The sequence below is a fragment of the Gordonia sp. w5E2 genome (assembly GCF_036540975.1).
Taxonomy (GTDB): Bacteria; Actinomycetota; Actinomycetes; order Mycobacteriales; family Mycobacteriaceae; genus Gordonia; species Gordonia jacobaea.
Genome location: NZ_CP144213.1, coordinates 313,629 through 327,287, shown reverse-complemented (window position 1 = coordinate 327,287; position 13,659 = coordinate 313,629). Strand labels below are relative to the sequence as shown.

Here is a 13,659-nt window from a genome sequence, read left to right as displayed (position 1 = left end):
GAGAACAGGCGGCGCGGTTGTCCCCCGAATTGTGGTCACGCAATGTGCCCTGGACGCATGATGCCCGACGCCTCTCCGCGCGACAATTGGCGTGACATTCACTTTGGTGAACGTCATATGTCCACCACGCCAACGGACGGGGACGCGATGACCGAAAAGCACGACGACCGCGTTGATTCGGCTGACTCGCGGCCCGATCCACGCCCGCCGAGCCTCGCCGATGCACTGATTCCCATCATCGCGCTGGCCGTGCTGATCGCCGGGTCGCTCGCGCTCTTCGGACTCGACGCGCTCGACGGCCCGCTCCAGGTCGCACTCATACTGTGTTGCGCGATCGTCACCCTGATCCTGTTCAAGAACGGGTACCGGTGGGATGACGTGGAGGAAGCCAGCCGGGGAGCGCTCTCGTCGATCACGTCGGCACTGTTCATCCTGCTCGCTGTCGGCGCGTTGATCGGCACCTGGAACCTATCGGGCACCATTCCGACACTCGTGTATTACGGAATTCAGGTTCTCTCACCGGGCTACTTCTACGTTGCGGCGGCGCTCGTCTGCGGCATCATCGCCATGTCGATCGGCAGTTCGTGGACCACCGTGGGCACGATCGGAGTCGGACTCGTCGGCATCGCCGGGCTCCTCGGTGTGTCCACGGCGATCTGCGCGGGAGCAGTCATCTCGGGTGCCTATCTCGGCGACAAACTCTCGCCGCTGTCCGAAACGACCGTGCTCACAGCACAGATGGTCAAGGTCGATCTGTTCACGCATATCAACGGCCAAGCGTGGACGTCGCTGCCCGCATTCTTTATCGGCTGCGTCGTCTTCGCCATCCTCGGCGTGGCAGGGCCTGCCTTGACGCCCACTCCCGGGGAGGACGTCGAACTGGCCGGTCTCAACGGTGTGTTCTGGATCAACCCGGTCACCCTGATTCCTCTGCTGTTGCTGATCGTGCTGTCCATCCGCAAATGGCCTCCCTACCTCGCGCTCATCACGGCATCGCTCGTGGCAGCGATCATGGCCCCGTTCACCCAACACGACGCATTGACTGCATTCGTCGCAGGTTTCGACGGCTCGACGAATCCGGTGGTGGGCGCGATCCAGGCCGGGTGGAAGGCGATGGCCAACGGCTTCGAGGCCAACACAGGCGTCGCCGACATCGATCGGCTGGTGTCGCGCGGTGGCATGGACAGCATGTTGCTCACCATCTGGCTGATCATCGGCGCAGTCACCTTCGGTGCTCTACTCGAGAAGTTCGGCCTCATCAATCGGATCATCGATCCGATGATCGCAGCGGCACGCACGCGCGGCCGGCTGTATCTGACGGTGTTCGCCACCTGCTTCGGCCTCAACGTGGTCGCGGGTGACCAGTACATCGCACTGGTCCTGCCGAGTCGTATCTATCGGACAGTGTTCATACAGAGACGTATTGCGCCAGAGAATCTTTCGCGGTTGTGTGCAGACAGCGCCACCGTCACCTCGCCCCTCGTTCCGTGGAACTCCTGCGGCGCGTTCATGGGCGCTGTCCTCGGCGTCGCGACGCTCTCTTATCTTCCGTTTGCCGTCTTCTGCTATGCGAGTCCCATCCTCAGCGTGATCTACGGCTTCACGGGATTCAAAATCCGAACCCTCTCCACCGACGAAGCGCAAGCGCTCGAGGCCTCAGCCTGAGATATCCCGCCCGTCTCGCACCAAGAAGCCATCATCGACTGCAGCGCAATACAATTCGTGTCTGGTACGCGCCCGGTGCCCCTGTGCCTCGTACTTCTGGCGCACACGGTCGATGTACTGCTTGGCGGTACTCGAAGCGATGCCCATCCGACGTGCCACACTGTCGAGCTTCATCCCGCATGCGTACAGCCGCAGCGCTTCGATTTCCTTGGGAGACAAGTCCGGTCGCCCGGCGTCACGATCGGACAGCACAGCTCGAGCCAGCGTGGGTGTCATCCAGATCTCTCCTGTGAGGGCGGCGTCGACAGCAGAGTGAAGGCTGTCCAGTTCGTCCTGCTTGGACACCACAGCCGAACACCCGGCACCGACCATGCGTCGCACATGTCGTGCACTGGCCAACGCCGACAACACGATCACCGCCACCCCGCGGCTCACGACCGACGCGACCACCTCGTCGTCGGCGATTCCCGCCGCACCCAGATCGAGATCGAGCACCATGACGTCGACGTCGTCGCGAGCGGCCGCTTGGTTCAGGTCAGTGGTGCTGAGCACCACGTCGTGCCCCCACCCCGATAGTCGAGCGGCTACCGCTTCACGCACGAGTGTGTGGTCGTCGACAATCGCCAGCCGTGCCATCTCACGCTCCTCTGAATTCGACGATGCCGTCGCTCAATGTGTCTGCGACGACAGTCACCCGGACAGGCGAGTCCTCGTTGAAGACCCCGACGGTCACTCGCTCACCGCTTCGCGCGTCTCCGATGCAGTCGATGACGGCACAGACGACATCGTCGGTGACATCACCACTCGATAGCGCCTCACCACCGAAGAAGTGCAGGGTGAGCAACACCTGCGCGGTCCGTGCCGCCTCGATGACACCGAGCCAGCGGCTCTGCTGTCCGACCGGAGTCGCGATCAACGCTCGTAGGCAGCTTTCCTCGACGGCGGCGGCCGCGCGCACGTCGGGATCGTCCATACGCTGCGGGCTCCGGACCAGTTCGGTGAGCAGGGCCCGTGCCGGCTTCAACATCGAATACCCCTGCACCGCATGAAAGTTCATTTCCGCGGTGCGTCGTTCCAACTCCTCGCGCCGAAACAGTTCACTGCGGTGTTGGTCTTCTATCTCGATGGCAAGTGCCGCTGTGCGACTCCGAACAACGGCAAAGACCGCGATCAGCAATGCGTCGGCGAACAGCGTGACGACCGCCGACGATGTGGCATTCGCGGAGAACAGCATCGTGGTCAGCATTGCCGTCGCCCCGATCATCAACAGCGGCAACACCACTGCGCGACGACCGTCGATGAGGATGAAGCAGATGCAGATTCCCGCTGCCGCGTCGCCCAACCACGCCATGTTCGACGGTGCAAGTCCTCCATTGGCAGACGGCGCCCCACTGATGAGCGGACTCACTGCCGCGACTGTTCCGGCGGCCAGCATCCCGACGTAGCCCACTGCGACAACCCTCGCGGGCAATCGTCCGCCGCGCCGGCCTGCGCTGGTGAGCGTGATCAGCACCGCGGCGACGATCAGCCAGGCAGCGAGTGCGGGCGCGACCGCACGAGTCGACCACCCCGTGCGAAACGTGGTTGCCAGCAGTGCGACGGCGAAGAACTCGACGAGCAGGATCGGCACCAGCCGCACAGCTATCCCGGATATCGAGTCGGCAAGGATGTTTCGACCGTCGACGCTCTGCAACGGGGGCACCGTGAGCCTCACCCTGGTTCCCTCACCCGGGGCTGATTCGACATCGACGAGCACCATCGCGTCGCGAGCGCGCAGACTCAGTGCGCGGACGAGGGTCGCGGTGTCGTCGATACCCACACCCTCGTCGCTGATGACGATTCGATTGTCGGACTCGGCGACCGAGATGCCCACTCGGTCTGCTCCGGAGTGCTTGGCGGCGTTGATGATCGACTCACCTATGACACCGATGATCTCTTGCCTTCGCCACTGCGGTTGCCGCGCCACCAGTGCGTCGAGTTCAGCGTGCCCGTGCACCACAAGGTCGATGTCGAGGGTTTCCGCGTAGTCGACAAGGTCGGAGATCGTCGGTGCACCAGGGATACGGAATCGCTCCAAGGCATCGATCGCGCGGACGTCGGCGGCACATCGCGCGCGTATGGCATCGCAACCGCTGACGATCGCTCCGTTCGCCACGGCGCCGAGCGTGTTCACCACGGTGTCGTGCAGAACGCGGGACTGATGGCTGGCGAGTTCTGCCACGGCGATGCCTCGGACCACCGTGCACTCGGTACGTTCACGAGACGACCGGTGATTGTCGGTCAGCTCGGCGATGTCACGCCAACCCGACGTGAGCAACGCGACGGCGGCGGTCGAGCACAGGGTGTAGACGGGGATGACCAGTGCGTAATACGAGGTGAACGCATAGGGGTGTGCGGCGCTACCAACGCCGATGGCGAGGCCCGTCACTCCGGAGAGAACCCCGGCGCCCACCAGTGCGGTTCGCGGCGTCCCCAACAGCGCGGCGACGATTCCGACGCACAGGCATACGTTCAATACGAGCCGCAGCGCACCGATGCTCGCGCTGTCTGCAGACACCGCGAGCGCGACACACACCAACGCCCACGTGGCCACGGGAGCCCACGCCGATGACCGCAAGGCAACGGTCGCCAGCCAACAGCACGCGTGTACGACGAACAGGACACGAATAGCAGTTGCGTGCTGAAAAGAATCCGCGAAATTTTCGAAGACGAAGAACTGTGCCACCGACATAACGCCCGACCACATGAGTGCTGCCGAACGCAATACCCGGATCACTCCCGTCGAATACAACTCGGAGGTATCGGGCCCACGGTGCACCGGTGAACGCCAGTGCCACAACGGTTCGATGTGCCGATCAGACTGTCGGACACGCAGCGAGAGCATCGAATCCGACATCTACCCACCTCCGCGCACGAGCGTCTGTCGGGATACTCCCAGAGTGCACGGCGTCCCGCTGCGCAGACAGTCGAATAGGGGACAAAAGTCCCTGCGGAAACCGACCGAGCTCAGAAGATGATGCTGAGCGCGATCACCGACAGCGGCAGGACGATGAACACCGATATCAGATAGGTCGCCAGGAACCTCTTGCTGTCAACGGAACGATCCGCGAGCCATTCCGCACACCGGAGCGGAATCCATCGAAGGAACGGGACTCCGAAGATCACCGCCACAGCCGCGACGTTGTACACAACATGAACCAATGCGGTCTGCAATCCGGTCTTCGCATTCGCTCCGGTGACCGCGAAAGCCGCGAGTAGAGCGGTCAGAGTGGTGCCCAGGTTCGCGCCGAGCGTTACCGGGTACACCTGCTTCGGTGTGATTGCACCGGTACCGACAAAGGGTACGAGAATCGTATTCGTGACTGTCGAGGACTGAGTCATCACGGTGACGCCGAAGCCGGTCAGCATCGCTCGAATCGGACCTCGGTCGACGGCGACCATCAGTGCGCTCCGAGCGCGTCCGACCATCAGATCCTTGAGGAGCGTGGAGAGCAGCCTGATGGCGAAAAAGATCATCGCGATGCCGACCAGGACAACGAGAATTGCGCCCAGGTATTGAGAACCGATCCCGCCCACGACGTCGACGACGAGAGTCACCACGGGACGCGTCAGCCAACGAATGACATTCATATTCGACGGATCAGGGAGACTGCTGCCGTACAGCAGATCGGTGAGCCAGCCCGAGATACGCGCCAGCGGGTGAAAGATCAGTTCCAGCGGAAAGAAGATCAGCAGCGCCAGCATGTTGAAGAAGTCGTGAATCGTCGACGCCATCAGGGCACGGCGGAACTCCTCACGCGAACCGACGAAACCGAGCGCGACAAAGGTACAGGTAACCGTGGTACCGACGTTCGACCCCATGACGATGGGCACCGACTCGTTCACTGTCAACGCACCCGTACCCACTGCGGTGACGACGATCGCGGTGACTGTCGTCGACGACTGGATGATGACGGTGGCAAGCACACCAACGGCTAGTCCCACAAAGGGATTGCCGGCAAAGGCGAAAAGCTGATGGGCGCGTTCATCGCCCAGCATGCGGAAGCCGCGCCCGATGACACTCACAGCGCTGATGAGAAGCAACAGCGCAATCACGACTGCGAGCCACAGACCGGTGGTCCGGAGCACTGATCGTCGAGAAGCGGCCTCGCGCTTGGGATTTGGAATCACGTCCATGGCGCCACGGTAGAGACAAGGCCGATTCACGCGTGGTGAACATCTCGTGCACGAATGGCTAACGCCATACCCGCACACGGCTGCGACCTGCGGAAATCGTCCGGACGCGGCCTCCGTGACCCCCGAAGTGCTGACACGAATTCGAGGGCCGACGACATGACCGCGTTGCACTATTGACCCGCAGCCACCCGACCCTCAGGAGCGCGCACATGGCGACTGCCGAACCTGCCACAACCGCCAACAACTCCGACCAGAAGGTCAACCTCCCAACGCTGACCGCGATGGTGGTCGGATCGATGGTCGGATCGGGAGTCTTCTTGCTTCCCAGGCGATTCGGAACCGAGACCGGAGTGCTCGGGGCCATCATTGCGTGGGCTATCGCAGGAACCGGAATGCTGATGCTCGCCTTCGTGTTCCAGCGACTCGCGGTGCGCAAACCGACGCTCGACGCCGGCATCTTCGCCTACGCCAAGGCCGGATTCGGCGACTACGTGGGTTTCAACTCCGCGTTCGGTTTCTGGGCGTCGGCCTGCGCGGGAAACACGTCGTACTGGGTGCTCATCATGGCGACGACGAGCGCACTGTTTCCCGCACTCGGTGACGGTTCGACCGTGCTCGCAGTGGTGTTGTCGTCACTCGGACTGTGGCTCTTCTTCTGGATGATCAGTCGCGGGGTCAAACAGGCCGCCATCATCAACCGCATCGCAACGGTCGCCAAGATCGTCCCGATCCTCGTCTTCATCGTGCTGGCCCTGGTGATGCTGGATGCTGGCTATTTCAGCGACAACTTCTGGGGCGGCAACGGTATCGAGGTCGGGTCGCTCTGGGAGCAGGTCAAGGGAACGATGCTCATCACGGTCTTCGTGTTTCTCGGCATCGAGGGTGCGAGCATGTACTCCCGATTCGCCAAGAAGCGTGAAGATGTCGGGCGGGCAACAGTTTTCGGCTTCATCGGCGTGCTCGGCGTGTTCGCGCTGGTGACCCTCGTCTCCTATGGCGCGATGCCGCAGGGCGAGCTGGCCAACATCGATCAACCGTCCATGGCCTCGGTGTTGGAATCCCTTGTCGGCGAGTGGGGTTCGGTCTTCATTCGCATCGGCGTCATTCTCTCGGTACTCGGCGCTTATCTCGCCTGGACACTGATGGCCGCCGAGGTTCTGTACATTCCGGCGCGCAGCAACGACATGCCCCGATTCCTCAGCCGCGAGAACAAGGCCGGCGCCCCGGTACCGGCACTCGCGTTCGCGACCGGACTGGTGCAGATCCTCCTCATCGTGATCCTCTTCGTCGACGACGGCCTCGACTTCATGCTCGACCTCACCGCCGCGCTGGCGCTCCTCCCCTACCTTCTCGCGGCCGCGTACATGCTGAAACTGACGCTGACACGTGAGACCTACGGCCCCTCGGATACCGGCACGAGTCGTCGCTCGGTCGATATGGCGATCGCCGCCGTGGCGGTGATCTACACGGTCTTCCTGGTCTGGGCCGCGGGCTGGGACAAACTGTTGCTGTCGTGCATCCTCTACGCGCTCGGCACGATCCTCTACGTCGTTGCCAGGCGTGAGCAACGACTGCCCATCTTCCGGCCTGCCGAAGCCGTACTGTTCGGTGTGTTCCTCGTGGGTGCAATCGGCGGAATCGTCTACCTCGCAACAGGTTCGGAAGACATCTTCGAGCATCCCGAACATGAACGGCACTCCTACTACGTCGATGACCCCACCGCGCACCATCATCCCGACAACACGAAAGGCACACCATGACCACACCAGCATCTCTCTACGGGGTCCATTCCGAAGTCGGCACGCTGCGCAAGGTGCTGGTGTGCGCACCGGGGCTCGCGCATGAGCGACTGACACCGTCCAACGCCGACGATCTGCTCTTCGACGACGTGCTCTGGGTACAGAACGCCAAGCGCGACCACTTCGATTTCGTCACCAAGATGCGTGACCGTGGCGTCGACGTCGTCGAGTTGCACAACGTGTTGACGGAGACGATGGACATCCCCGAAGCACGCACCTGGCTACTCGACCGCAAGATCGTCGCCAACGAGACCGGGCTCGGTCTGATCGGCGCAACTCGCCAGTTCCTCGATGAATGCGACTCCCGCGAACTGACCAGATTCCTCATCGGCGGACTCTCCACCGTCGACCTACCCGTCGAGTTGAGGCCGAGTTACGTAGCCCTCGTCGACGAGGCCAACGGCCGCGGCGAATACCTGATGCCTCCGCTGCCCAACACGCTTTACACCCGCGACACCACCTGTTGGATCTACGGCGGTGTCACCCTCAATCCACTCTTTTGGCCTGCACGTCACGACGAGACGCTGCTCATGAAGGCGATCTACGAATTCCATCCCGACTTCGTCGGCGCCCAGGTCTGGTGGGGCGACCCCGAAATCAACTGGGGCTCTGCAACTATCGAGGGGGGCGACGTACTGATACCCGGCGACGGGGTGGTCCTCATCGGGATGAGTGAGCGTACGTCGCGGCAGGCGGTCACGCAGGTCGCCGTCGAACTTTTCGCGCGCGGTGCTGCGAGCAAGGTCGTGGTCGCGAGCATGCCGAAACTGCGGTCGGCCATGCACCTCGACACCGTGTTCACCTTTGCCGATCGGGACCTCGTGTCGGTCTATCCGCAGATCGTCGACGCGATCCGTCCCTTCACGCTCGTTCCGTCCGACACCGCACCAGGCGTCGAGGTCATCGCCGAGTCGGACCACTTCCTCACGGTTGTCCGCAAGGCACTCGGCCTCAACGAACTCCGCGTGGTCGAGGCGGGGGGCAGCGCATACGATTCCGAGCGACAGCAGTGGGACAGCGGTAACAACCTCGTAGCCGTCGAGCCCGGTGTCGTGTTCGCCTACGACCGCAACACCTATACCAACGGACTGCTGCGCAAGCAGGGGGTCGAGGTCATCACCATCGTCGGCGCCGAACTCGGTCGCGGGCGCGGCGGCGGTCACTGCATGACGTGTCCACTCATCCGCGACGGACTCCCCGCGTAACACCGAACGGCGCCGCGCGACTATCGCTTGTCAGCAGCGTGGCGCCGGCCGACCGGCGAACCTGTCGTTGAGGTACGCGAACGCATCACCGGTCCACGGTGCGAGCGCCTCGGCATGGTCGAGGCCCTTGTACACATGGATCGACGTGGAAAGTCCACGCGCACAGTAGCTTCTGCTCAGCCCCACCACATCGGCGGTGAGCATCACGCCGTCACCCCGACCGTCCTTGTCGCCGACGCCGAGCATCATGGGCGTTCGGGGTGTGCCGAGAGAACCCATCACGTTCGCCTTGATCGCCGCGGGGATACCCGGAACGTCGAGGAGCGACGGGTACTGCGGGAGCAGCAACGACGAATCGGTCAGGTTGGGGTACTTGCCGAGAAAGTTGTTGATGCACTCACCGCGGATGTCGCCGAGCACCTGAACACCCTTGGGCGACAGGTACTTCTCGATGCCGATGCCGTAGGTCTCGTCGTAGACGCTCATGAGCGCGGGGATCACCGCCGACCACCGCGTGGTCCCGTTGACATAGGCGAGGTTGTTTGCGGGGTTGACCAGCACACCACCCGCCGTCGCACCGACCAGGTTCAACTCAGGGGCATACGACGGCGCCAACTCGGCACCGAATCCTGTCGGGATGGACCCGCCCGAGTATCCGTAGAGGCCGACCGGCGTCGAGGCCGGGGCGCGCAGAAACCGTTGTGCCGCACGGATTCCGTCGAGCGCGGCGTGCGCCGACTCCTTTCCGATGGTCCACCGCATGTTGGGACCCTCGTAGTCGGGAACCACCACCGTGTAGCCGGCCGAGACCATCGACGCGATCGTCGTGACATCGACCGCACTCGACGACGACTTGCCACCGCGCAACGTGTACGACGGATCGCACTGGCTGCCGAGCGCGTCGTAGAACTCGTGATACGAGATCATGCGTCGCGGCGTCCCGGGCCTGCTGCCCGGCGGCGAGATGATCGTGGTGACCGTCGACGACGGCGCCCCGAAGGCGTCGTTGGTCCGGTACAGCAGTTGCGTGCCCGTCGCGGGCAGGCTCGTGCCGTTCGTGCCGAGCGTCACCACACGCGACGAGATCACCGCGCCGGGCCGCAGCCCACCGATCGGCTCGCTCGGGGTATAGAACGGGTCGTTCGCAGGCGTAACCGTTGGCGCCGCAGCGGAACTCACGGCCTGCCCGGTCGACGGGGGTGCCGCCGACGCCGAACCCGCCGAATACCCCGAGTACCCCAGCAGCGACAATGACAACACAAGCGCGACGACGACCGCTCGTACCAACACCGACCGTCGCCTTACATCTACTCTGCGCACCCGCTCAAACTAGAACAGCGCCACCATCCGCGCAGCACGATCCACCAAGACGACGATCAAACGACGCCCCCGCGGGTCACTTCGATTGCGCGTTGCTCGATATCGGCGTCGGTCGCAGCGGACAGGTCGATCGCAGCTACGCCCAGAATGCGGTCATAGACGGACTTGTCGTGTTCTGCCAACCACTTCGAGAACTGCTCCGCGACGTCGGCCTTGCCCTTCCCGTGCCCGAGGAGAACGAACGAGCGGTCTTTCAGATCGAGCTTGATCGATCCGGACAATTCCTTGAAGAAGGCGTCGAGCTCCTTCTCGTCGTCGCGGCCGGTTGCGCGTTCGACGGTCCGCAGGTGACGCGCGACGGACTGCTTGTCGCGCACCTGTTCCGCGGCGTCGGTGACCTTCACCTCGTCGAGGTCGTAGGACAGAATCCGCGCTCCCTTGGCGTCGACGGTGACCACGGCCAGATCTCCCTCACCCTGGTCCTCAGGCTTGGCAGCCAGCAGGTGGCGAGCGAGCTCGATGTCCTCGATCGACACGCGCCCGTCGTGCGGGCGGTGAAAGACTTCGCGATGCCCGTTGAGCGATACCGACAGACGGTCGCCGTGCTCCTGCTCGACCTCGTCCGCGACGTCCTCCCACATGTTGATGAACTGCGTCCACTCGATGTCGCGCGGAGCGGGATGTCCGAGGATGGCGTCGCGTGTCTTGCGGTTATGAGCGTTCACGTGTGTCAGTTCTCCTGTGCCGCACCGGATGCGGCTGGTTGTTGGGATTCCTTTGTAGCGGACGTATCAGTCTTGGTCGGTTCTGCGGACGTCGCGGGCGCCTCAGCGAGCTCGTCGGCCGGAGCCGAAGCCGCTGCGTCCTTCTTCACCGACAGGGTGAGCCTCGGCTCTCCCGCGTCGACGACGACGGTGTCGCCGGGTTCGACCGCACCCTTGAGCACGAGGTTCGACAGCTCGTTGTCGAGCTGCTTCTGAATCAACCTGCGCAGTGGGCGCGCACCGAACTCCGGCTGATAACCCTCTTCGGCGAGTTGATCTTTCGCGGCGTCGGTTACGTCGAGTCCGATGCTCTGCGACTTGAGCATGCGTCGTGTCCCGTCGAGGGTGAGGTCGACGATCTGGCGTAGTTGCGTCTTGTCGAGTCGATCGAATACGACGGTCTCGTCGATCCGGTTGAGGAACTCGGGACGGAACCGCTGGCGCAGCAGATCCATCACGTCGGGGACCACCTTCTCCACGTCACCGTCGGGTGCGTTGAGGATGAGATCCGAACCGATGTTGCTCGTCATGATCACCAGCGTGTTCTTGAAATCGACTGTGCGACCCTGACCATCGGTCACCCGGCCGTCGTCGAGCAACTGCAGCAACACGTTGAACACGTCCGGGTGCGCCTTCTCGATCTCGTCGAACAGGATCACCGAATACGGCTGGCGGCGAACCTTGTCGGTGAGCTGACCGGCGTCGTCGTATCCGACATATCCGGGAGGTGCACCGACGAGTCGTGCGACGTTGTGCTTCTCCTGGAACTCGCTCATGTCGAAGCGGATCATCCGGTCCTCGTCGCCGAAGACCGCTGCGGCAAGGGCTTTCGCGAGTTCAGTCTTGCCGACGCCGGTCGGTCCGAGGAAGAGGAACGATCCGATCGGCCGGTTGGGATCGGAGAGTCCAGCCCGCGCCCGACGCACGGCCTCGGCCACCGCGGTCACCGCCTTGTCCTGGCCGATCACCCTGTCGTGCAGGGTGTTCTCGAGGCCGAGCAACTTCTCGCGCTCCTCGGTGGTCAACTCCGACACCGGGATTCCGGTCTGCCTCGACACCACCTCGGCGATGTCCATGATAGTCACCTCCGGCGTCGGCGACTGACCCGCGGCACCGGCATTCGCGCGCTTCTCGTCGATCTCGGTCTTGAGTTGGTTCGCGCGCTCGTAGTCCTCGTTGGCGACGGCCGATTCCTTCTCGCGTTCGAGGCGAGCGACCTCCTCCTCGAACTCTCGCGTCTCGGGGTCGGGAGTCTTGGTACGCAACCGGACTCGCGCACCCGCCTGGTCGATCACGTCGATCGCTTTGTCGGGCATGAACCTGTCAGTGACGTAGCGGTCGGTCAATTCGGCTGCGGCGACGAGGGATTCCTTCGTGTACCGCACCTGATGGTGTTCTTCGTAGACGTCGGCGAGGCCCTCGAGGATCTGGATCGTGTCGTCCACGGACGGTTCGGAGATCATCACCGGCTGGAAGCGACGTTCGAGCGCCGCATCCTTCTCGATGTACTTGCGGTACTCGTCGATCGTGGTCGCGCCGATGGTGTGCAACTCGCCTCGGGCGAGCGCAGGCTTGAGCATGTTGCCCGCATCCATCGAACCCTCGCCGCCGGATCCGGCACCGACGATGGTGTGCAGTTCGTCGATGAACAGGACGAGCTCGTCGGAGTGCTCCCGCACCTCGTCGAGCACCTTGGTCAGCCGCTCCTCGAACTCGCCGCGATACTTGGCGCCCGCGACCATCGAACTCATGTCGAGCGCGATCACGCGTCGTCCCGCGAGCGTCGACGGGACGTCGCCGTTGACGATGCGTTGCGCGAGACCTTCGACGATCGCCGTCTTTCCGACGCCGGGGTCGCCGATCAGCACCGGGTTGTTCTTGCGGCGCCGCGAGAGGATCTCGATCGTCTCCTCGATCTCGTCGTTGCGGCCAACCACGGGGTCGACGTTGCCCTCCCTGGCCTGTTCGGTCAGATCGCGCCCGTACTCGTCGAGCGTCGGGGTGTCCGACTGTGCTGCGGGTTTGGCCTCGGCCTTGCGTCCCTCCTCGATTCCCGCCCCGCCCTTCAACACTCGCGCAGCCGGGATGTCCGACGGCAACATCGCGATGCCGAGGAGCACGTGCTCCGGCCCCACGTAGCCGACGTTCGCACGAGCCGCCTGCTGCTGCGCATTGCGCAGCGCCTGCCGCGCCGCGGGACTCAGACCGGGACTCTCGTCGCTGGTGCCACCACCGTCGACCGACGAGATCGCCTGCATCTGCGAGGCGACGGTTTCCGGGTCGAGGCCGGTTTGCTCGATGATCGAACGCGACGGCTCGACCTGCGTGGCGCCGTACAGGAGGTGCTCGGGGGTGATCTCGGCGTTGCCCCATTCGACGGCTGCCTGCGCGGCCACCGAGACCAGTCGCTTGGTGTCGTCGCTGAACAATCGATTGACGTCGACGCGCTGTACCTGCGGACGGGTACCGCTGCTCCCGAAGAACCTGTTGAAGATGTCGCCGAAGGCGTCGTTGCTGCTGAAAGGGTCGCTACCAAACCATGATTCGGACAAAGCTTCCTCACTTCACTCGGGCGCGACTTCACTGAGCATTCACTGAGCACGAATTCAGGAGGGCACGCGCAGTTTTCGTGTAGCCATGCGGATGTCTCGGCAGCAGCGACGTGGCCGGAGCCGACACAACGGAACTCCCGGGACGTCGATCGCCCGTCCCGGTCACGCGAAGAGGAAC

General features: G+C 63.5%; 9 protein-coding genes. 3 read left to right on the top strand and 6 right to left on the bottom strand.

Annotated features, from left to right (window positions below):
• Positions 1-147: 147 nt before the first annotated feature.
• Complete coding sequence (nhaC, locus tag RND64_RS01360) at positions 148-1,665, top strand: Na+/H+ antiporter NhaC (protein WP_331436396.1); 1,518 nt, start codon at positions 148-150, stop codon at positions 1,663-1,665.
• Here nhaC and RND64_RS01355 read toward each other — a convergent pair.
• The 3 genes from RND64_RS01355 to RND64_RS01345 form a co-directional block, all read right to left on the bottom strand.
• On the bottom strand, positions 1,657-2,301 hold the full coding sequence (locus RND64_RS01355; protein WP_270484997.1) for a response regulator transcription factor: 645 nt from the start codon (positions 2,299-2,301) through the stop codon (positions 1,657-1,659). The genes nhaC and RND64_RS01355 overlap by 9 nt on opposite strands.
• Before the next feature lies 1 nt (position 2,302).
• Positions 2,303-4,561 (bottom strand): hypothetical protein, encoded by a 2,259-nt coding sequence (locus tag RND64_RS01350; protein ID WP_270485000.1) that lies wholly within the window; start codon positions 4,559-4,561, stop codon positions 2,303-2,305.
• 110 nt (positions 4,562-4,671) lie between these two features.
• Positions 4,672-5,841 (bottom strand): Na/Pi symporter, encoded by a 1,170-nt coding sequence (locus tag RND64_RS01345; protein ID WP_270485002.1) that lies wholly within the window; start codon positions 5,839-5,841, stop codon positions 4,672-4,674.
• A 209-nt stretch (positions 5,842-6,050) separates the two neighbouring features.
• Here RND64_RS01345 and RND64_RS01340 point away from each other — a divergent pair, with 209 nt between their 5' ends.
• Both RND64_RS01340 and RND64_RS01335 read left to right on the top strand, forming a co-directional pair.
• Positions 6,051-7,601 (top strand): basic amino acid/polyamine antiporter, encoded by a 1,551-nt coding sequence (locus tag RND64_RS01340; protein ID WP_270485004.1) that lies wholly within the window; start codon positions 6,051-6,053, stop codon positions 7,599-7,601.
• Positions 7,598-8,845 carry an arginine deiminase gene (locus tag RND64_RS01335; protein ID WP_270485005.1) on the top strand — a complete coding sequence of 416 codons (1,248 nt, stop codon included), beginning with the start codon at positions 7,598-7,600 and terminating at the stop codon, positions 8,843-8,845. The genes RND64_RS01340 and RND64_RS01335 overlap by 4 nt, the downstream gene beginning before the upstream one ends.
• Positions 8,846-8,875: 30 nt before the next feature.
• On the opposite strand, the gene RND64_RS01330 is transcribed toward RND64_RS01335, so the two are convergent.
• From RND64_RS01330 to RND64_RS01320, 3 genes are all read right to left on the bottom strand, one after another.
• Positions 8,876-10,135: a lipase family protein gene (locus RND64_RS01330; RefSeq protein ID WP_414651963.1), complete on the bottom strand. Its 1,260-nt coding sequence runs from the start codon at positions 10,133-10,135 to the stop codon at positions 8,876-8,878.
• Between the two features lie 86 nt (positions 10,136-10,221).
• Complete coding sequence (locus RND64_RS01325; RefSeq protein WP_049700208.1) at positions 10,222-10,890, bottom strand: hypothetical protein; 669 nt, start codon at positions 10,888-10,890, stop codon at positions 10,222-10,224.
• Between the two features lie 5 nt (positions 10,891-10,895).
• Positions 10,896-13,481 (bottom strand): ATP-dependent Clp protease ATP-binding subunit, encoded by a 2,586-nt coding sequence (locus tag RND64_RS01320; protein WP_270485007.1) that lies wholly within the window; start codon positions 13,479-13,481, stop codon positions 10,896-10,898.
• Between the last annotated feature and the right edge of the window lie 178 nt (positions 13,482-13,659).

Bases quoted from the DNA above. Each gene is read 5' to 3' on its own strand.
- nhaC (WP_331436396.1), top strand. From the start codon at position 148: ATGACCGAAAAGCACGACGACCGCGTTGATTCGGCTGACTCGCGGCCC.
- RND64_RS01355 (WP_270484997.1), bottom strand. From the start codon at position 2,301: ATGGCACGGCTGGCGATTGTCGACGACCACACACTCGTGCGTGAAGCG.
- RND64_RS01350 (WP_270485000.1), bottom strand. From the start codon at position 4,561: ATGTCGGATTCGATGCTCTCGCTGCGTGTCCGACAGTCTGATCGGCAC.
- RND64_RS01345 (WP_270485002.1), bottom strand. From the start codon at position 5,841: ATGGACGTGATTCCAAATCCCAAGCGCGAGGCCGCTTCTCGACGATCA.
- RND64_RS01340 (WP_270485004.1), top strand. From the start codon at position 6,051: ATGGCGACTGCCGAACCTGCCACAACCGCCAACAACTCCGACCAGAAG.
- RND64_RS01335 (WP_270485005.1), top strand. From the start codon at position 7,598: ATGACCACACCAGCATCTCTCTACGGGGTCCATTCCGAAGTCGGCACG.